This window comes from Neisseria sp. Marseille-Q2251 (genome assembly GCF_940793045.1).
Lineage (GTDB): Bacteria > Pseudomonadota > Gammaproteobacteria > Burkholderiales > Neisseriaceae > Neisseria.
The window spans coordinates 23,137-43,777 of record NZ_CALNWV010000002.1; the positions used below are offsets into that span (position 1 = coordinate 23,137).

18 protein-coding genes are annotated in these 20,641 nt (G+C 50.0%); 5 read left to right on the plus strand and 13 right to left on the minus strand.

Annotated features, from left to right (window positions below; translation table 11 throughout):
• Positions 1-22: 22 nt before the first annotated feature.
• The 4 genes from AAG834_RS01335 to dusB form a co-directional block, all read right to left on the minus strand.
• Positions 23-478, minus strand: coding sequence for a LysE family translocator (locus AAG834_RS01335; protein ID WP_342031087.1), 456 nt, complete (start codon positions 476-478; stop codon positions 23-25).
• Positions 378-647: a LysE family translocator gene (locus AAG834_RS01340; RefSeq protein ID WP_246830419.1), complete on the minus strand. Its 270-nt coding sequence runs from the start codon at positions 645-647 to the stop codon at positions 378-380. The genes AAG834_RS01335 and AAG834_RS01340 overlap by 101 nt, the downstream gene beginning before the upstream one ends.
• Positions 648-758: 111 nt before the next feature.
• The gene (locus tag AAG834_RS01345; protein ID WP_342031027.1) at positions 759-1,130 is read right to left on the minus strand and encodes a toxin; all 372 of its coding nucleotides are present in this window, start codon (positions 1,128-1,130) and stop codon (positions 759-761) included.
• A gap of 2 nt (positions 1,131-1,132) precedes the next feature.
• Complete coding sequence (gene dusB / locus AAG834_RS01350; protein ID WP_342031088.1) at positions 1,133-2,173, minus strand: tRNA dihydrouridine synthase DusB; 1,041 nt, start codon at positions 2,171-2,173, stop codon at positions 1,133-1,135.
• A gap of 160 nt (positions 2,174-2,333) precedes the next feature.
• On the opposite strand from dusB, the gene AAG834_RS01355 reads away from it, so the two are divergent.
• Positions 2,334-2,684: a helix-turn-helix domain-containing protein gene (locus AAG834_RS01355; RefSeq protein ID WP_308862247.1), complete on the plus strand. Its 351-nt coding sequence runs from the start codon at positions 2,334-2,336 to the stop codon at positions 2,682-2,684.
• Positions 2,588-3,484: an IS3 family transposase gene (locus AAG834_RS01360; RefSeq protein ID WP_342031028.1), complete on the plus strand. Its 897-nt coding sequence runs from the start codon at positions 2,588-2,590 to the stop codon at positions 3,482-3,484. The genes AAG834_RS01355 and AAG834_RS01360 overlap by 97 nt, the downstream gene beginning before the upstream one ends.
• 75 nt (positions 3,485-3,559) lie before the next feature.
• Here AAG834_RS01360 and AAG834_RS01365 read toward each other — a convergent pair whose 3' ends face one another.
• The 4 genes from AAG834_RS01365 to ilvE form a co-directional block, all read right to left on the minus strand.
• Complete coding sequence (locus tag AAG834_RS01365) at positions 3,560-4,234, minus strand: site-2 protease family protein (RefSeq protein ID WP_342031029.1); 675 nt, start codon at positions 4,232-4,234, stop codon at positions 3,560-3,562.
• Positions 4,235-4,360: 126 nt separating this feature from the next.
• Positions 4,361-5,668 (minus strand): RNA polymerase subunit sigma, encoded by a 1,308-nt coding sequence (locus AAG834_RS01370; protein ID WP_070513735.1) that lies wholly within the window; start codon positions 5,666-5,668, stop codon positions 4,361-4,363.
• A 156-nt stretch (positions 5,669-5,824) separates the two neighbouring features.
• Positions 5,825-8,560, minus strand: a complete 2,736-nt coding sequence (locus tag AAG834_RS01375; RefSeq protein WP_070513737.1) for a right-handed parallel beta-helix repeat-containing protein — start codon at positions 8,558-8,560, stop codon at positions 5,825-5,827.
• Positions 8,561-9,276: 716 nt separating this feature from the next.
• Positions 9,277-10,275, minus strand: coding sequence for a branched-chain-amino-acid transaminase (gene ilvE, locus AAG834_RS01380; RefSeq protein ID WP_342031030.1), 999 nt, complete (start codon positions 10,273-10,275; stop codon positions 9,277-9,279).
• Positions 10,276-10,663: 388 nt separating this feature from the next.
• Between ilvE and AAG834_RS01385 the strand changes: the two genes are divergently transcribed.
• Positions 10,664-11,008 carry a LapA family protein gene (locus AAG834_RS01385; RefSeq protein WP_285046952.1) on the plus strand — a complete coding sequence of 115 codons (345 nt, stop codon included), beginning with the start codon at positions 10,664-10,666 and terminating at the stop codon, positions 11,006-11,008.
• A gap of 12 nt (positions 11,009-11,020) precedes the next feature.
• Positions 11,021-12,190, plus strand: coding sequence for a lipopolysaccharide assembly protein LapB (gene lapB / locus AAG834_RS01390; RefSeq protein WP_107842406.1), 1,170 nt, complete (start codon positions 11,021-11,023; stop codon positions 12,188-12,190).
• Between the two features lie 165 nt (positions 12,191-12,355).
• Here lapB and AAG834_RS01400 read toward each other — a convergent pair whose 3' ends face one another.
• Positions 12,356-13,150 carry a thymidylate synthase gene (locus AAG834_RS01400; protein WP_342031031.1) on the minus strand — a complete coding sequence of 265 codons (795 nt, stop codon included), beginning with the start codon at positions 13,148-13,150 and terminating at the stop codon, positions 12,356-12,358.
• A gap of 548 nt (positions 13,151-13,698) precedes the next feature.
• Here AAG834_RS01400 and gdhA point away from each other — a divergent pair.
• The gene (gene gdhA / locus AAG834_RS01405) at positions 13,699-15,036 is read left to right on the plus strand and encodes an NADP-specific glutamate dehydrogenase (protein WP_003776652.1); all 1,338 of its coding nucleotides are present in this window, start codon (positions 13,699-13,701) and stop codon (positions 15,034-15,036) included.
• A gap of 308 nt (positions 15,037-15,344) precedes the next feature.
• Here gdhA and nagZ read toward each other — a convergent pair whose 3' ends face one another.
• The 4 genes from nagZ to nth form a co-directional block, all read right to left on the minus strand.
• Positions 15,345-16,433, minus strand: coding sequence for a beta-N-acetylhexosaminidase (gene nagZ, locus AAG834_RS01410; RefSeq protein WP_342031032.1), 1,089 nt, complete (start codon positions 16,431-16,433; stop codon positions 15,345-15,347).
• Between the two features lie 69 nt (positions 16,434-16,502).
• The gene (locus tag AAG834_RS01415; RefSeq protein ID WP_342031033.1) at positions 16,503-18,023 is read right to left on the minus strand and encodes a Na+/H+ antiporter NhaC family protein; all 1,521 of its coding nucleotides are present in this window, start codon (positions 18,021-18,023) and stop codon (positions 16,503-16,505) included.
• A 189-nt stretch (positions 18,024-18,212) separates the two neighbouring features.
• Complete coding sequence (locus tag AAG834_RS01420; RefSeq protein ID WP_446740440.1) at positions 18,213-19,715, minus strand: DegQ family serine endoprotease; 1,503 nt, start codon at positions 19,713-19,715, stop codon at positions 18,213-18,215.
• A 222-nt stretch (positions 19,716-19,937) separates the two neighbouring features.
• Positions 19,938-20,570 (minus strand): endonuclease III, encoded by a 633-nt coding sequence (gene nth, locus AAG834_RS01425; RefSeq protein WP_019269879.1) that lies wholly within the window; start codon positions 20,568-20,570, stop codon positions 19,938-19,940.
• Positions 20,571-20,641: the final 71 nt, after the last annotated feature.

Consider the following 20,641-nt stretch of genomic DNA (forward strand, 5'->3'; position numbering starts at 1 on the left):
CCTGTTGGCCCGACAACCCAAGCTACCCGCTGATAACCTTAATCCCCAGCAAAGCCAACGCCCCGCCGCAAAATCGGTCTATCCAATGGCCGAAACGCTGAAAACGTTTGCTCACGGCAGGGGCGGACAACATCAGCGCGACAAGGCTGAACCAAACGAACAGCATCAGCGCCATCCATACGCCATAAACCCCCATCTGCCACATCGGCGTATCCGGCGACAATACGACGGTAAACAGCGACAGCATATACACGACCGCCTTCGGGTTCAGCACATTGCACAACACCCCGCGCCATATCGTTTTCCGTGTCGGTTTATCCGCCATATGGTCCTTACGGATTTCGACCGTCCCGCCCGCAGCTTTCGCGCGCAAACCTTTATAGCCGATATACAGCAGATACAGGCGGCCGACGATTTTGACCGCGGTCAGAAGCGGGGGTGGACTGAGCCACCAGCGTGACCAAGCCGAGTACGGAATAAATAATGTGGATACCGAATCCCAACGCAATGCCCAGCGCGGTCAACATTCCGGCAGCCCGCCCCCGGCTCAACACCTGCTGCGAAACGAGTACAAAATCGGGACCGGGCGACATGCACGCCAAAAAATATACGCCGGTGATAATCCAAAAGCCATGCCCAAAAGTCATACTGAAGCCTTTTGTATTAAAGAGGAGGTTGTAGAAAGGCACATCAGCCTTTAAAAATGAATGAAGATTAACCATCAAGCCTTCACCATGCCGGATTACAGTCCACGCAACCTACTCCCCCAAGCAGGTAATCTTGCCAACCTTTTCTCCGTCAGGTTCGATTTCTGCTACATGATCTCCATATTTATTACTCCAAAAGAACCGCCCGTTTTCCTCATGCCAAGGCTTACCCAGCACATACCAAGCTTTATCCAAGCTGTCGCCAGGGCGGATGGTTTCGCATGTTGCTTTATCCTCCCCTGCACTCAGCATACACGCATCATGTTGACGACAATTGGGATTAATGCACCTGCCCTTGTCGTCATTCCAAGAGCGATCCATTAATTTACAGGCTATCAAATTATAGTCATAAGCATAAAAACCGTATCCTGTCATCAACAGCGCAGCAATACCCAAGCTTTGTAAACGCGGCGTTAATTTCATATTTACTTCTCCCAAGATAAAAAGGTCGTCTGAAACGCCTTACCTCCACGATACTCACACACCCAGCGGTCAGTTTTTTCTGAAAGCGTCTCAAGATAGGCAGCAAGGGTGTCGTATTGTGCCGCGGCGCTGTCCAAGCGGTTGATGTCCCTGCGTATCTGCTCGCCGTCGGGCATTTCGTTGATGTACCAGCCTATGTGTTTGCGGGCAATGCGTACACCGGCGACTTCGCCATAAAACGCGTGCATGGCGCGGATGTGGTTCAAAATGGTGGCGTTGCATTCTGCCAAGCTCAAGGCAGGCGGCAAAACGCCGTGTTCGGCGTAATGTTTCAAATCGCGGAAGAGCCACGGTCTGCCTTGTGCGCCGCGCCCTATCATGATGCCGTCGGCGGCGGTTTGTTTGAGGACGGAGGCGGCTTTTTGCGGCGAAGTGATGTCGCCGTTGACCCAGACGGGGATTTTCAGATGACCTTTGGTTTCGGCAATCAGGTCGTAAGTTGCTTTGCCTTTGTACATTTGCGTGCGTGTGCGTCCATGGACGGCAAGGGCGGAAATGCCGCAATCTTCGGCGATGCGGGCGATGGCGGGCAGGTTTTTGTGGTCGTCATGCCAGCCCAAACGGGTTTTGAGGGTCACGGGAACGTCCACCGCGCGGACGACGGCTTCGAGAATGGCGGCAACCAGCGGTTCGTTCTGCATCAGCGCGCTGCCGGCTTGAACGTTGCAGACTTTTTTGGCGGGACAGCCCATGTTGATGTCGATAACCTGCGCCCCGAGGCTGACGTTGTAACGCGCGGCATCCGCCATCTGCTGCGGATCGCTGCCGGCAATCTGGACGGCAACGATACCGCCTTCATCGGCAAAATCGCTGCGGCGCAGGGTCTTTTTGGTATTTCTAAGCGTCGGGTCGCTGGTCAGCATTTCGCACACCGCCCAACCCGCGCCAAAATCTCGGCAAAGTCGGCGGAACGGTTTGTCCGTAATGCCCGCCATCGGGGCGAGTGCAATGGGATTGTCGATAATGTAGCCGCCGATGCGCATGGTCAAACCGCCGTATGGAAAGGGCTGCCATTGTACAATTTTTAAGCAGGGTTTCCAATGGGATTTACTTTGACGGATAGGAAAAAAGGTCGTCTGAAAAAGTGAACTGCACCCCAAAAGTTGGACATCCCCCCTCCAACTCACAAGGTGCAGTTTTTTTATGAGCAAATATACATTACACTTCAAATACCAAGCCGTACTTCACTACCTGCATATACGCAGCCAACAGCGTACCGCAGACCACTACGGCATTTCCCGAACCCACCTGAGACGATGGATACGCGCCTATCAAGAAGGCGGCATCGGCGCACTCGAACATCCCCAATCCAAAACCATGACCGACCACCGCAAAAACCCCTTCATCGCAGATAAACCCGACCAAGAAAAAACACAGGCAGAGCTTATTGAAGAGTTGTGCTATATGCGTGCAGAGGTTGCCTACCTAAAGGAGTTAAAAGCCCTCAGCCAAAAGCGGACCGAAAAGGACAAAGCCAAACCGTCCAAACACTGAGGGCGCAACACCCGCTCAAATACCTGCTGCACATCGCAAACCTGCCCAAAAGCAGCTTTTACTACCACCATCAAGACCGACCCGACCCCGATGAAGCCGACAAAGCCCTCCTCGTCGAAACCTACCGGCGGCATAAAGGACGCTACGGGCAAAGGCGCATTGCCGCAGCATTGGGTTGGAACCGCAAAAAAGCAGCGCGGTTGATGAAACAGATGGGGCTGAAAGCCAAAATACGGGCGAAAAAAGCCTACCGCCATCCCGCCATGGGCGAAATATCGGAACACCTCCTCAAACGCCGGTTCAAAGCCGAAAAACCCAACGAAAAATGGCTGACCGACGTGACCGAACTCAAAGGGAGCGACGGCAAACTGTACCTCTCGCCGATATTGGACCTGTTCAACCGCGAGATCGTCGCCTACGCCATGAGCCGCAATGCTAACAGCGAAATGGTGAAGGAAATGCTCGAAAAAGCTGCACCCCGTCTGACTGATAAGGGAACGATGCTGCATTCCGACCAAGGTGTGCTGTACCGTACGGCGGGGTATAGGGAATTGCTTGCGGAGCATTCCATGGTTCAAAGCATGTCGCGAAAGGCGAACTGCTGGGACAATGCGCCGATGGAAAGCTTCTTTGCGGTGTTGAAGACGGAGTGTTTCTATAACGCAGGTGAATTGACGGTGGACGAATTGATGAAGCAGATAGATGACTATATGGATTACTACAACCGGGAGCGTTGCAGTTTGAAATTGAAAAAGCTGAGTCCTGTCGCATACAGAACCCAGCTTACACAGAGCGCCTGAAAAGGCTTTTATGAGTGTCCAAGATTTGGGGGCCAGTTCAAAAGTTCAGACGACCTTTGTTTTCCATTTACCTTGCTATTTTACTAAGTCGGCTATACCTGCCAAAATCAATGCGGTAAAGATAGAGACTGAACTCCCTATCATCAGAGAAAATAAGTTAATCAAACCCGACAACGCGCCCGTAAGAAGCAAAGCCAAAACAATCCATGTTCCATAAGGTTCGATTTGACGAAACTTCATAGACCATTTTGCATTGAGGAAAGAGTCAAGAATGACGCCACCATCGAGCGGCAAAATCGGAAGCAGGTTAATGACGATCAAAACTATATTAATTGTCATACCAAACTGGGTCATGATCATTAATGGGTCAACATACGCCTCTGGGACAGCGCCACCTAAAAACGAGAGCATCGCCCAGAAATACACCAGAATCAGATTGGTTACCGGACCGGCAACGGCAATCCATCTCCGCGCGCTGCGTACATTCTTAAAATTGCGGGCATTGATCGGTATGGGGCGTACCCAGCCGTAAACAAACGGTGTTAACGCCAGGCTCAACGCAGGTACGATGATTGTTCCTATCAAATCGATATGCGCCATCGGATTTAATGTCAACCGTCCGAATTGTAATGCGGTGGGGTCGCCACAGCGATATGCAACATAACCGCGTGCAATCTCACGCATGACCAAGGAAAGCATCACCGGTGGGATAGCAAGCAGCACATAACTGAAATCAAAGTTTCCAAACATAGTTTTCCTTAAAAAGGTCGTCTGAAAAACTCAGACGAAATGCACCAAGGGCTCATCGTAGGTAAACACTGTCAAATTTGCAATAAGCAGGCCGCTCGAAAATCTCGGCGGCCTGTCGGCAGATGATTATTCTTCAGTTGCTGAATGTTCTTCAGTATTTTCTTCGGAATCAGTTTCTGCCTCTGGGTCATAACCCGATGGCAACAATAATCTAGATATGATAGGTACTGTCAACTCTTTTATGTCGATGACTTTTTCGCTTGCAGGCTTAAACTTGAATACGGGTTTGCCGTAATTGTGGTAAATACTTTCCATAACGATGTTCAACGCCTGAGTGTTGCTTTTGCTGTTGACCTGCGTATAAATACGCGTTGCCAACAATCTGCCTTTTCCATTCAGATAGTAGTCATAATAGAGAGGCATGCCGACCATCTTTTCAAAGCCGGAGTGCATTGAGAGGCCTTTCTCTTTTGTACTATCTATAAACTCGCCAAAGAATTTTTCAACTTTCTCGTAGCCTTCAGCCGTAGAGCCTTCCTCCGGTTTTTTCTTCAGAGCATCAAATTCTTTTTTGAATTCTTTAGCGAAAGCATTGATAAAGAGCGGGTCATATTCGTCTTTATGGGTGTAATGGATGCGATATTTTGCTTTGTTTTGCTTACCGAATTCATCCATATTTTCAAGGCGGTATGCTTCAGCAGGAGCAGCTTTGCTGGCTTCAATAAAGGCTTTAAATGCCGCCTTTGTTGCATGGCGCAAAGGAATACCTTTTACCATCTCTTCATCTTTAAGCTGGATGCTGATGGGTTGCTCTTCAGCCAAACGCTTACGGATCTCTTCGCTCGTAAAGAAGCTCATAATCATCGAGTTGAGCAAAGGCTGATCAATAGTCAGGCTGAGATTTTCACCATCAATCAGCATGGGAGATTGGATATTCAATTGCTCATTGCGATGGTTAACTGTAATAGCGGGAATCCATTCGGCTTTTTTGGCAGGTAGGTCAATAGCTATATGCGATTTCAAACGCACGCCTTCCAAATAACGTCCGGCAACCGGATATTCCTGCCATTTGTCGAGCATCTCAGTGAACCATTTATCATTGTCGGTGTCCAGCAAGGCTTCTTTCAGCTTGGTCTGATCTTCTTCCGAAAGTTCGATTCCGTCTTCGTTCAATTCTTTGACTTGTTTGTCAAGTTCGGCTTGATCCTTCTTTGTTTCTTCCAAACGGGCTTTCTTCTCGCTTTCCGGCGCCACACCTGCTTCGGCAGTAGAAGTATGAAACTTCACTTCGCTATCAATGTTATAGCTGTAATCATCCGTATAGACGCGATCAAGGGAAATTGCCATCATTTCATGGGCAGATTTGTTTTCAAGGCTGCTGCATGCGCTCAAACCAAATGCCGCCGCCAATACTAGACAAAACGTCTTTTTCATTTACTGTTCCTTAAAAAAACAATCCAATGGGAATGTAAATGACTTTTAACACAAATAATTTAATGTGACAACATCATTGTATTGTTCGGTTTCTAAAAACGCCGAAAGGTCGTCTGAAACGGCAATTTACCGTTTCAGACGACCTTTTAAACACCATTACAAAATGCCGTTATGGTAAGTCTGATCATCAATCATGGTTGGATATTTCGGGTGATTGGCATAAACAGTATCGTGGATTGCTTCAACTTTGTTATGCACATGACCCAATACATCAGAAAGCGCGATGTCCTTACCGGTTGTATTCACATCTTTCAATTGGTCGCCATTATGGGTATTGCTGCCGGCAAAGGTATCGATATCTGCCTCATGTTTCAACCAAGTCGCATACAGTTTGCCTTTGATGTCGGTATGCAGGGTATTGTTGGCAACATTCAACGTGGCTTTTCCTACGCCGTCACCGGTACTGTTGACATCCACAATGGCATCGTTCAGTTTGCCGTGGAGGGACAACGTATTGTTGGTCACGTTGTACTCTTTGGCATTGGTACGCATATAGGCGAATTCACGATAACCGGCCGACTCTTCGCGAACGGTAATATTGTTGTTGTTTAACGTTATCGAACCATGCAGAGGGACATCCGAGCGGTGTTCTTCAAAATAGAACGGCACGGCTCCCGGTGCAATTTTTCCGATATTGGCAGTATTGTCGCTGATATTGATGGTGCCCGTACCGATACCGTCGTGTTTGCTGACATGATCGTATGTGTTGTTAATCACTGCCATCAGGTATTTGGTGGACTCACCGTCGATTTTGTTGTCGGTAATATTCAGCGTGTAATCCATTTTGTTTTCATGGTTACGGAATTCGATGCCATAAGTTTGGATGTGGTTTTGATACACTGCCAAATTTTTAATGGTATTGCCGCTGATGTCGTAATAACCTTTATCCGCCGTATGCAAATCGCGCAATTGGGTATTGGTTTGCACTTGGATGCCGGAATACATGTGGTAATGCTTGCCTAAATCATCATCCATATAAAGACGGAAATTCGGGTCTTGCGTAATAACGTTGTCTTTAATTTTCACGTTATCCATGGAAAATTGGCGGTTGTAGGCAGCGATACCATACAGACGGTCGCCGTTTAAGACGTTGTTTTCGATAACGATACCGGTACCATCATGTACATCCAAACCTTTACGGTAGTTATGGTCGGTCGTATTGTTGCGGAAAGTAATGCCGTAGTTGTAGCTGCCTGCCATCGCAGTCATGCCATAACCTGTACCGCCATCAGCTTCGTGGCCGTTCCACTCCAATCTATTGCCTTCGCCGACAAAGTTCTTTTGATATCCGACCATCGCGCCGGCAACACGGTTGTGGTGCAGATAGGAGTCGACAATACGGTTGTTCTCACCCAAAGGCAGATGGTCATATTGTTCGTTGATCTCACCGCTTTGGACGCGTGCTTTGTAAGTTTGGCTTTTACCTGCTTCCCGAACCAATGCATCAGTCGATGTAAACATCACACCGGCACGGTTGACTCCGGATACCTCGACTTTGCTGATTAAAGTATGGTCGGCATCGTTGACCAAAATACCGCTGACCTTACCGAAGTAGCTCAAGCCCTTCCGGTAAAAGTCCGGATTGGTATATTTAACAGAAAGATTCGCAATCGTTTTATGGCTTTGTCCATCCACCAAAATACCGGCAAATGCGCGAATATCATCGTGATTGGTATTGGGGTTGAACACACCGACCTGCGCTTTATCAAAGGTGATCAGCGTTTTGCCCATGCCCGAACCAAAAATACCTTTGACACCCGAATTATTGCCATTGATGACAATTTGGTCGGAAATATAGTAAGTACCGTCCATGAACAGCATGGCTTTTTCTTTGTGTGCCGCAGTCAATGCCGCTTTGATGGCTGCCAAGCTGTCTTTTTTCCCGGTCGGATCTGCGCCAAAATCATTGACGTCGATGTATCTGCCAAATTCTTTCGATTGATGAACGGTGTAGTTGGAAACCTCCCCTTCTTTTACTTCATCTTGATGATTGGCTTGATGTTCGGCCTGTCTAGCAGTATGGGCTTCATTGGATTTTGAAGTATTGTGTCGAGCCGTTTCTTTATTGTCACCGGCCTGATTGTCTTCATGTTTGTGGGCAACCGTTACCGCTGGTGCTGAATGCGCCGCTTTACCGTTGGTTTGATGATGGTGTGCAACATCATTTTCAGTATGTTGCGCTTTCTCGGCAGCCTGTTTTTCAGCCAGGATTGCTTTGGTTTTAGCGGCAATTTCCGCTTGTTTGGCTGCATGTGCGGCTTTTGATTTTTCTAACGCTTCAGCCTGTCTTGCAGCCGATGCTGCTTTGGCTTTTTCCAAGGCTTCGGCTTGACGTACTGCAGCAGCAGCTTTTGCTTTTTCCATAGCTTCTGCATGTCTTGCAGCGGCGGCGGCAACAGCGGCCTGTCTGGCAGCTTGATATTTTGCCATGACCTGCTCTTTGGCTGCTTGGGCTTCTGCCTGTTTGCGTGCAACGACATCAGCACGGAGAACCTGAGACATAATGGCCATTTCTTTGCTGGTTAATTTACTGCGGTCGGCAACCAGCGCCGGTTTGGTATTTTTTGAAGTATTGACTGCGGCAGTATCGGTAGAGGGCGTATGTTGCAGACCAAAAATTTTATCCTGCCCCCTCAATTGTTTAGGGAGGGCTGCTGCCAGATTCAGACCGCCAAAAGAATGGTCGTAAATCAATTTGTTCAATGCAGAAGGAGCATGGCCGGCATGATCTTGGCTTGCGGCTACTGCATGATTAGATTGAGAAGTTTGACTTTTAGTGTGAACTCTTGTTTGTCCGAGATTGAAGAAAGAGTACGTGGTTTTAGTTGACATAATATATTTTCCCTAGTTTAAAAGCCGCAGACTTGCGTCTGAGGCAACGAAAGCAATGCTTTCCTACCCTTTTTCAGCGATCTTTATATGTCGTTTGAATGATTTGAAATCATTTCCATCGTCATTTAAATAGCTGTAACGATTATTACTCATTCTAAAACCTCAAAACCTGACGCTCTTTTTTTAATCCTTCCGCCTTTTAAACATAAAACCGCACTTAAATATCCCTATAACATTCAGACGACTTTTCATGATCTTGTAAAAGTCATTCCAAAGCTCTCTCTTTGGAACAGTCATCTTGTAATGTCACATTAATATATTAAACACTGCTTTACATTAAAAAACGAAAACCTAAGTCTATCAGAGTTCTAGAGTATCTATTTAGTTCACTGCAATGTCGATTTAAGTCCCTTTTTCGACATTTTTCAGCAACTAAATATACCAAACGAGTAATGAAATGATTTTAGCATATTGAATTGGTATAATTACATTTTCATAACTTAGCAAATATTAAAATTTTTTAATTATTTGAAAAATAGAAAAATTTTTTTATTTTTTAGTTCAAATAGTGACTGTTTTTCACAACAACACACCAAACATCGGGATATTTTTTTACAAATGGCACGACAAAATCTGTTTACAAAATAAAAAGGTCGTCTGAAAAGAAATTTTCTTTCAGACGACCTTTGGATCTGTTCTATTAATACGAAATCAAATCAGCACACTTCAACCAACCAGCCATGTTTGTCTTCCGCCAAACCGTATTGGATGTCGGTCAAGGCTTTGCGCAAAGCGTAGCCGCGTTCTTGGCTCTTCACTTCGATTTCTTTGCCGTCGATGACAAAAGAGGTTACGGGCGAGATGACGGCGGCGGTACCGGTCAGAATCGCTTCCGCGCCCTCTTCGACTGCGGCTTTGAGTTCGTCCACGGTGAAATTGCGTTCGCTGACGGTGTAGCCCAAGTCTTTGGCGAGGGTCAGCACAGAATCGCGGGTAACGCCGTGGAGGAATTCGTCGGTCAACGGTTTGGTGATGATTTCGTTGCCTTTAATCAGGATAAAGTTGGACGCGCCGGTTTCCTGTACGTCGCCGTTCGGGCAGAACAGGACTTGATTTGCACCATGTTCGGCTTTTGCCTTCAGTACCCAAGGCATGGCGGAGGCGTAGTTGCCGCCGCATTTGACGCGACCCATGTGCGGTGCGCAGCGGATGTGCTCGGTTTCAACCAAAATTTTCACGGGCGAACCGGCTTTGAAATAGTCGCCGACCGGAGACGCGAGGATATAGAGTAGCGCAGTTTCGGACGGCGAACCGGCTTTGCCGATAACGGGGTCGGTACCGATGAGCGTCGGGCGCAGATACAGCGCGGCAGGCGCATCGGGAATTTCGTCGGCGGCGCGTTTGACCAATTCGATCAGGGCATTCAGATAGGCTTCGGTTTCGGGGCGCGGCAGGTGCAAAATGTCTGCGCTTTGCTGCATACGGGCGATGTTTGCCGTCGGGCGGAACAAGACGATTTTGCCGTTTGCCTGACGGAAGGCTTTTAAGCCTTCAAAGCATTCGCTGCCGTAATGCAGGGCGTGCGCGCCGGGCGCGAGGGTGAGGTCTGAGGAAGTTTGCCATTCGGTCGGCTGCCATTTGCCGTCCTTGTGGGCGATAACGGGCATTTGGGCGTGGAAGACGCTGCCGAACACGGCGGGTACGGGTCTGCTCATGGTGATTGCCTTTCTTATTCTGTTTGGTTCTGTTTAGATATTAAAAGTTGAAAGATACGCCTGTACGGATGGTTTTGACAAGTCCGAATACTTGTTTCGCAAACAGCTTTCGCCCAAGCCCTTGCCTGATAACGAAATACGGAAAACCATCCATTCCGATACACATACGAATTGTCAGCAATCATGCCTACCGTTTACTACATATATATAATGAAGCCTAAGGTCGTCTGAAAACTGCCGCACATCCTATCCGAAACAATCCAAATCGTTTAAACTAAGCCGCATCTGCGGCAAACGGGTTCGGAAACGGAATCCCTATCGACCGCCCTACTGAATTTTCAGACGACCTTTTCAAAACTTTCCGACAGGCATACCGCCGGAGACATCCATGAAACTGATTTATACCATTATCAAAGTCATCATTTTATTATTGTTTTTACTGCTCGCCGTCATCAATACCGACAGCGTCGCCTTCCACTACCTGCCCGGTCAGAAAGCCGATTTACCGCTGATTGTCGTCCTCTTCGGCGCGTTTGTCATCGGTATCGTGTTCGGCATGTTTGCCCTGTTCGGCAGACTTTTGGCGCTGCGCAGCGAAAACAACCGCCTGCGTGCCGAAGTTAAAAAACACGCGCATTTGAGCGAAAAAGACCTTGCCGCCCCTGTATCACAGCAACCCGCACCGCAAACGACTGCCCCTGCCAAACAACCCGTACAAACGCCCAAGCCTTAAAAAAGGAATCACATGGACAACGAATTGTGGGTCATCCTCCTGCCCATTACCCTTTTGCCCGTCTTTTTCGCCATGGGCTGGTTTGCCGCCCGTATCGACATGAAAACCGTGTTGAAACAGGCGAAAAGCGTGCCTGCCGGCTTTTACAAAAGTCTGGACGCATTGGTTGACCGCAACAGCGGACGTGCCGCCCGCGAGTTGGCGGAAGTCATCGACCAGCAGCCGCAGTCTTACGACCTCAACCTGACCTTGGGCAAACTCTACCGTCAGCGCGGCGAAAACGACAAAGCCATCAATATGCACCAAGCCCTGCTCGACTCGCCCGATACCGTCAACGAAAAACGCGCGCGGGTGTTGTTTGAACTCGCACAAAACTACCAAAGCGCAGGCTTGGTTGACCGTGCCGAACAAATCTTCATCGGCTTGCAGGAAGGCAACATGGCGCGCGAAGCCCGTCAGCATCTGCTCAGCATCTACCAGCAAGACCGCGACTGGGAAAAAGCCATCGAAACCGCGCAACTCCTCAGCCACGACGAGCAAACCTACCAATTTGAAATTGCACAGTTTTATTGCGAACTTGCCCAAACCGCGCTGTTCAAATCCAACCTTGACGCCGCCCGTTACAACGTCCAAAAAGCCTTGGACGCCAACAAAAAATGCGCCCGTGCCAACATGATTTTGGGCGACATCGAAACCAAACAGAGCAATTTCCCCGCCGCTGTCGAGGCATACGGCGCCATCGAGCAGCAAAACCATGCCTACCTGAGCATGGTCGGCGAAAAACTCTACGAAGCCTACGCCGCCCAAGGCAAACAGGAAGAAGGGCTGAACAGGCTTATCGGCTATATGCAGACCTTCCCCGATTTAGACCTTATCAACGTCATCTACGAAAAAGCCCTGCTGCTCAAAGGTGAAAGCGAAGCCGCCCAACTCGCCGTCGAACTCGTGCGTCAAAAACCCGACCTCAACGGCGTATACCGCCTGCTCGGTTTGAAAATCAGCGACATGAATCCTGCATGGAAAGCCGATGCCGACATGATGCGCTCCGTCATCGGCCGCCAACTCCAACGCAGCGTCATGTACCGCTGCCGCAACTGCCACTTCAAATCCCAAGTCTTCTTCTGGCACTGCCCTGCCTGCAACAAATGGGAAACCTTCACTCCCAATAAAATCGAGGTGTAAACCAAACCAACAAAAAGGTCGTCTGAAAAGTTTCAGACGACCTTTTATAGTGGATTAACTTTAAATCAGGACAAGGCGACGAAGCCGCAGACAGTACAGATAGTACGGCAAGGCGAGGCAACGCCGTACTGGTTTAAAGTTAATCCACTATATCTATTCCCTGCCCTACACCGCTACGGCAGCCTTAATGTGCGGATGCGGGTCGTAACCTTCCAACTCGAAATCTTCAAATTTGAATGCAAACAAGTCTTTGACTTCGGGATTGATTTTCATCACCGGCAGCGCGCGGAAGTCGCGGCTCAATTGCAGTTTTGCCTGTTCGAAATGGTTGCTGTACAGATGCGCATCGCCGAAGGTGTGGATAAATTCGCCTGCTTCCAACCCGCAAACTTGGGCAATCATCATGGTCAACAGTGCGTAGCTGGCAATGTTGAACGGTACGCCGAGGAAAATGTCCGCGCTGCGTTGGTAAAGCTGGCAGGACAATTTGCCGTTGGCAACGTAAAACTGAAACAGCGCATGGCATGGCGGCAATGCCATTTCATCCACCAGCGCGGGATTCCATGCCGAGACAATCAGGCGGCGGGAATCGGGATTTTTCTTGATTTGTTCCACCACGTTGGCAATTTGGTCAATATGGCGGCCATCGGGTGCAGGCCAACTGCGCCATTGGTAACCGTACACAGGTCCCAAGTCGCCGTTTTCGTCCGCCCATTCGTCCCAAATGGAAACATTGTTCTCTTTCAAGTATTTGATGTTGGTATCGCCTTTGAGAAACCAAAGCAGCTCGTGAATAATCGAGCGCAAGTGCAGCTTTTTGGTGGTCAGCAGCGGAAAGCCTTGACTCAAATCGAAGCGCATTTGATAGCCGAACACCGAGCGCGTGCCTGTACCGGTACGGTCGGATTTGTCGGTGCCGTTTTCGAGAACGTGGCGCATTAAGTCGTGATAGGCTTTCATCGTGATCCTTTTAAGAGTGCGTGTTGTTGGAAATGCTTTGGGGCGTATTGTATAGCATCCGGATGCGCGAATACATGGCTTTTAATGAAAATCTAAGGTCGTCTGAAAACGGCAAATCCGGTTTCAGACGACCTTTGCGTTAACCGCTATTGAGCGCTCCACAAACACGCCCTTCCACCTAAAACAAGATTCATTTTTTCAACATGTTATTTTCTTTCTTAGCTTCTTTTTCAAGCAAAAAATCAGCGTTATTGTTGACAATATTGGTCATATTTACATGAAAATTTGCGCCAGATTAAATTTTTACGCCGCCTCACTCTGAATTTCTAGTTTAACTACTTAGAATATAAATTCAATTTATACAAAAATAATGGAATTTTAAAAATTATTTTTATATTTTACTGGCAACATATACCAAATAATAAAATTCTCAAAAAAATAATGTCAACAATTTTCATCAAAACCGCTTGGCAGGCAAAAAAATTAGGTTTATATTTCTTTCCATAAATTCATTATCTCTTTCAAATCTTATTCTCAAGGAGCACCAAATGACTGACCTGAATGCCTTGTTTGCCAATCTAAAACAACGCAACCCCAATCAAGAGCCGTTTCACCAAGCGGTCGAAGAAGTATTCATGAGCTTGGGGCCGTTTTTGGCAAAAAATCCGAAATACACCCAGCAAAATCTGCTTGAACGCATCGTCGAACCTGAGCGCGTCATTATGTTCCGCGTCACTTGGGTGGACGACAAAGGACAAGTCCAAGTCAACCGCGGCTACCGTATTCAAATGAGCTCCGCCATCGGCCCTTACAAAGGCGGCTTGCGTTTCCACCCGACCGTCGATTTGGGCGTATTGAAATTCCTCGCCTTCGAGCAAGTGTTCAAAAACGCCCTGACCACCCTGCCTATGGGTGGCGGCAAAGGCGGCTCCGACTTCGATCCAAAAGGCAAATCCGACGCTGAAGTGATGCGTTTCTGCCAAGCCTTTATGAACGAACTCTACCGCCACATCGGTCCGAACACCGACGTACCTGCGGGCGACATCGGCGTAGGCGGCCGCGAAATCGGCTTCCTGTTCGGTCAATACAAAAAAATCCGCAACGAATTTGCCTCCGTCCTGACCGGCAAAGGCCTCGAATGGGGCGGCAGCCTTATCCGTCCTGAAGCGACCGGCTACGGTACCGTGTACTTCGCCCAATCCATGCTGCAAACGCGCGGCGATTCGATTGAAGGCAAACGCGTGCTGATTTCCGGCTCCGGCAACGTCGCGCAATACGCCGCCGAAAAAGCCATCCAACTGGGCGCGAAAGTGCTGACCGTTTCCGACTCCAACGGCTTCGTCCTCTTCCCCGACAGCGGCATGACCGAAGACCAACTCGCCGCGCTTATCGAGCTGAAAGAAGTCCGCCGCGAACGTGTTTCTACCTATGCCAAAGAACAAGGTTTGAAATACTTTGAAAACCAAAAACCGTGGGGCGTTGCCGCCGAAGTCGCCCTGCCCTGCGCGACCCAAAACGAATTGGATGAAGAAGCCGCCAAAACCTTGCTGGCAAATGGCTGCTACGTCGTTGCCGAAGGTGCGAACATGCCTTCTACTTTGGGCGCGGTCGATCAGTTCGTCAAAGCGGGCATCCTGTATGCACCGGGCAAAGCCTCCAACGCCGGCGGCGTGGCAACTTCAGGCTTGGAAATGAGCCAAAACGCCGTCCGTCTGGCCTGGAGCCGCGAAGAAGTCGACCAACGCTTGTTCGACATCATGCAAAGCATCCACGAATCCTGCCTGAAATACGGCACTGAAAACGGCAAAACCAACTACGTCAACGGCGCGAACATCGCCGGTTTCGTCAAAGTCGCCGATGCGATGCTGGCGCAAGGCATTGTGTAAGTCTCATTGTCCTGACTTTAGGCTGTGGAAAGGTCGTCTGAAAACCTTAATTCAAGGTTTTCAGACGACCTTTTTTACTGTTCGGAACTGCTTATAGCGGATTCAAAGGCAGGCACACAATAAAGCACACCTTAATGTGATTTCAAACCTCCTCGTTTTTATAGTGGATTAACTTTAAATCAGGACAAGGCGAGGCAACGCCGTACTGGTTTAAAGTTAATCCACTATAAACGGACAAAAGGTCGTCTGAAAAAGCCCAATTCAGCTTTTCAGACGACCTTTTTTCATGTTTTCTAAATCAAACGCCTTTAAAACGCTTCGCCGACTTTCACGCCGCCGGCGGTGTCTTTAGGCGTGGCAAGTTGCGCGGTCATGGCTTGGGCGGCTTGGAAATCGGGCGTCTGCATCACGGCTTGGGCGGCTTCCTTGCCCAATGTGTTCGCCATGTATTGCCAGCGGTTTGCCAAATCGGGATTGACGGGGATTTGGAAGCCGTCGCGCAGTTCGTCCACGAGGTCGGGACGGTTGCAGACGAGGACGATGTCGCAGCCTGCTGTAAAGGAAGCGTTTGCACGTTCTTTGATGCCGCCCGCTGCGCCTGCGCCTTCCATAGTGAGGTCGTCTGAAAAGATAACGCCTTTAAATCCGATGTCTTGGCGCAGGATTTGTTTGAGCCATTTTTCGGAGAAACCGGCGGGCTTGCCGTCAATTTGCGGATAAACGACGTGGGCGGGCATGACCGCCGCCATGCCTTCATCGCTTAAGGCGCGGAACGGAATCATGTCGGCGGCTTCGAGTTCAACAAGGCTGCGCGTGTCTTCGGGTTGCACCAAATGGCTGTCGCCTTCGACGAATCCGTGTCCGGGGAAATGTTTGCCGCAGGACTTCATGCCGCCCCGGTTCAGACCTTTTTGCAGGGCAAGGGCGAGTTGGGTTACGGTGTCGGCGTTGCGGTGGAAGCTGCGGTTGCCGATGACGGGGCATGTTCCCCAATCGAGGTCGAGGACGGGCGTGAAGGAGAGGTCTATGCCGCAGGCGGTCAGTTCCGTCGCCAATACCCAGCCGACCTGCTCGGCTTTTTCTTTGGCGGCGGCTTCGCCTTCGGCATCCCAAATCTGCCCTAAGGTGTTCATGGCGGGCAGTCGGGTGAAGCCTTCGATGAAGCGTTGCACCCTGCCGCCTTCGTGATCCACTGCGATGATGAGTTCGGGCGTGCGCAGTGCTTTGATTTCTTGAACCAGGGCTTTGAGCTGCCCGACGTTTTCGAAGTTGCGGCGGAACAGGATGACGCCGCCGATAGACGGGTCGAGCAAGCGTTGTTTTTCTTCTTCGGTCAGACAGTAGGCGGCGACGTCTGCCATAACGGGACCGCGCGGTATGGAATGAGGAGCGTTCATTTTTGGGTTCCTTAAAATGTTTCAGACGACCTTAAAGTACCAAAGGTCGTCTGAAAACGGGAAAACACATCAGGCAACTTTGCCTTTTTTGTCTTTCAGTATGAAGATGAGTGCGGTCATGACGACGCCGGTTGCGAAAAAGCCCAGCCAAGCCGATTGCGTCATGCCCAACACGAGGTAGCCTGCCGCTGCCGCGCCTGCAACGGTCAAGGCGTAAGGCAGTTGCGATGTAACGTGGTCGATATGGTTGCAATGCGCACCGGTGGAAGACAGGATGGTGGTGTCGGAAATAGGCGAACAGTGGTCGCCGCACACCGCGCCAGCCATAACGGCGGACATGCACGGGATGACCAACGATGCATCGACTTTGACTGCCATCGCGGCGGCAATCGGCAGCATAATGCCAAACGTTCCCCAGCTTGTACCTGTGGCAAACGCCATCACGCTGGCAAGCAGGAAGAGGATGACGGGCAGGAAGCCGGGATGGATGTTGTCTGCAACCAGCGTGGAGAGGTAGTCGCCGGTGTGCATTTCGCTGACGACGGTGCTGATGAGCCAGGCAAGAATCAGGATGGTAATCGCGCCGAACATCGAAGATATGCCTTGAATGATGGCTTTGGGATAATCGGCAGCTTTGATGGTACCAAGCGTGCAAAGGACGACGGCGAGTACGCCGCAAGTGCCGCCGAACACCAGCGAAGTGTTTACATCGGTATTTTCAAACGCGCCCAAAATAGTAAAGGTTTCGCTGGCCTGCGCGCCTGTGTAAATCATGGCGGAAACGGTGGAGACGATTAACACCAAAACTGGAATAATCAGCGCGTAAACCCTACCTTTGGGGTCGTCTGAAACGGCGGTTTCGTCGTGAACTTCCTGCAATGCCGCTCTCTCAAAGCGCGCCATCGAGCCGATATCGAAGGAGAACCATGCGACGATGAACACCATCAACAGGGCAAATAAGGCGTAATAGTTCATCAAGCTCATGGCGACGAACGTACCCATCGGCGTGTATCCGGTGATGTGGTAAGTAACGAGCAGACCTGCCAGCGTGGCGATAATCGATGCACCCCAGCTTGAAACCGGCATCAGTACGCACATCGGCGCGGCGGTAGAATCAAGGATATACGCCAGTTTGGCGCGGGAGACTTTGAATTTGTCGGTAACGGGGCGGGCAATCGCGCCGACGGCGAGACTGTGGAAATAGTCGTCGATAAAGGTAACGAACACGAGGCAGGCAGTCAGCATTTTTGCGCCGCGCCTCCCTTTGATGTGTTGCTTCGCCCAATCGGCAAACGCCTGATTGCTGCCCGAAAAGGTTAAAAGAGAAGTGAAAATACCGAGCAACAATAAGAAAATCAGGATTTTAGGTTTTCCCAACGACCAATCGCCGTCTGCCCAAGCCAGTCCGACCACCATGTCTTTCAGGTGTGTCAGTCCGTCAATCGGGCTGCCGCCGACCAAAAAGGCAACGCCGACCAAAATACCGATGCCCAAAGACAGCAGTACGCGGCGGGTAATGACGGCAAGCGCCAATGCCAAAAACGGCGGCACGACGGATAAAAACGAATGTGAATAATCAATCAGGTGCATAATATTTTTATTAATAGGAAGTCAATCGGAGCGGAACGTTTTCAGACGACCTTTGAATGCGATTGTTGACAAAGCCAAAAGAGCAAAACCATCAAAAAACAAACAAATCAATCAGTTGCTAAAATTACAAAATACCCGCCACCTTAGGATGGCGGGTATTCTATCATTGAATGGCGCTTGCGTTGCACCTTATTGCAGAGTCAGGGCGAGGAAAAGCGTATTGCCGTCGCGCTGAACCAGCAGCGGCACATTTTTGCCCGCGCCTGCCAACGCGCTGCGGAAGCTCGATTCGTCGTTGACGCTGATTTGGCTGACGGCGAGGATTTCGTCGCCGCGTTTGAGTCCGGCACGTTCCGCCGCTCCGCTGACGCGGGAAACAATCAGGCGGCTTTTGCCTGCACCTTCATCGACGCGCAGGGTCAGTCCCGTATTATCGACGGTAAAGCCGTCCGCCGGATTTGCCTGCTGCGGCTGCTCGGTAGCGCGTGAAGACGTTTCGTTCTGCTCCGCCATGCTGCCGAGTTTGACTTTCACATTGATTTTCTCGCCTTTGCGCCATACTTCCAGCGTGACTTCCTTACCCGGCAGCATCGAGCCGACCATGACCGGCAAATCGCTGGACACGCGCACTTCTTCGCCGTTGACGCTGCGGACGATGTCGCCCACTTGCAATCCTGCCTGCATGGCAGGGCTGTTCGGCATCACTTTGGCAATCAACGCGCCGCTGGCTTTGTCCAAGCCGAACGATTTCGCCAGATCGTAAGACACTTCCTGAATAATCACGCCCAACTGACCGCGCTGAACCTTACCGCTGGTTTTCAACTGCTCGGCAACGTTCATCGCCACATCAATCGGAATCGCAAAGGAAATGCCCATAAATCCGCCGCTGCGGCTGTAAATTTGGGAGTTGATGCCAACCACCTGACCTTTCAGGTTAAAGAGCGGACCGCCGGAGTTACCCGGATTGATGGCAACGTCGGTTTGGATGAAAGGCGTGTAGCTTTCGTTCGGCAGACTGCGTCCTTTGGCGGACACGATGCCCGAAGTAACGCTGTTGTCAAAGCCGAACGGCGCACCGATGGCGGCAACCCATTCGCCCGGTTTCAAATCTTTCGGATTGCCGATTTTGACGACGGGCAACTCTTCCGAAGCATCAATCTTCAACAGCGCGACATCAGACTGCGTATCCGAACCGATCAGCTTGGCAGTGTATTCGCGCTTGTCGTTGAGCAGGACTTTGATATTGCCCATGCCGGCGACGACGTGGGCATTGGTCAGGATATAGCCGTCTTTACTGATGATAAAGCCGGAACCGAAATTCAAATCATCGTCGGCAGATTGGTCTTCCGGCATATCGGGCATATTCGGAACCAGGCGTTTGAAAAACTCGTAAAACGGGTCGTTGTCCGGAAACTGGCTCAAGTCCATGCCCTGCTCTTCAGACTGCCCGCTGCCTGCGGCACGTCCGGCGGGGGACGCTTGGATATTGACCACCGCCTGACCTTCGTTTTGCACCAATTGTGCGAAATCGGGCAGCAGCATACCGACGCTGCCGTCATTTTTGGAGGGTTCGATTCTCTGTACGAATTCTCCGCTTTTACTCTCGCCGCCGAAGAAGCTGCTGATTTTGTCGCAGCCGCCCAATGCCAGCGCAGAAGCCGTTATCAAAGCAAAGTATCTGTATTTTTTCATTTTTTCGCGCACCGCGTTTCCTTTTCCGAATAACGGATTGTGTTCTTGCATCTTAAAAAACCGGGATCGTCTGAAACTTTTATCGTTTTCCAACCCGATAAGGTCGAATTTTACCTTTTGCCCGTATTTTTTCAAGCATTTCATTTTAAATAAAAAAATGCCGTCAGAAATTTTAACCTAATGGGAAGGTTGTTTTGTTGATTGTTTACAATTTATCAACGTTTACATCAACTTCGCGCCATACTCGCATAAATCATTAATCATACATTTCCCGCATTGCGGCTTCTGCGCCTTGCAAGTGTAGCGTCCGTGCAGAATCAGCCAGTGGTGCGCATCCATCAAAAACTCTTTCGGCACAAAGCGCATCAGCTTGTCCTCTACCTCGCGCACATCCTTGCCCGGCGCGATTTTGGTACGGTTGGACACCCTGAAGATGTGCGTATCGACCGCCATGACGGGATGGCCGAACGCCGTGTTCAACACCACGTTTGCCGTCTTGCGCCCCACGCCCGGCAACGATTCCAAAGCCTCGCGGTCTTCCGGCACTTCGCCGTTGTATTTTTCCAGCAGGATGCGGCAAGTCTGCATGATGTGTTTGGACTTGGTTTTATAAAGCCCGATGGTTTTCGTGTATTCCATCACGCCGTCCAAACCCAAATCCAACATCGCCTGCGGCGTATTGGCAACCGGAAACAGCTTCGCCGTCGCCTTATTCACGCCCACGTCGGTCGCCTGCGCCGACAGCAAAACGGCAATCAAAAGCTCGAAGGGGGAATTGAAATGAAGCTCGGTGGTCGGATGGGGATTGGCAGCGCGGAAACGCTCGAAAATTTCTTGGCGGATCTGTTTGTTCATGGGGGTACGGGTAGGATTTGTGTGTGTGTCTTTATCGTTTGCCCGATTATAGCGCAAAAGGTCGTCTAAAA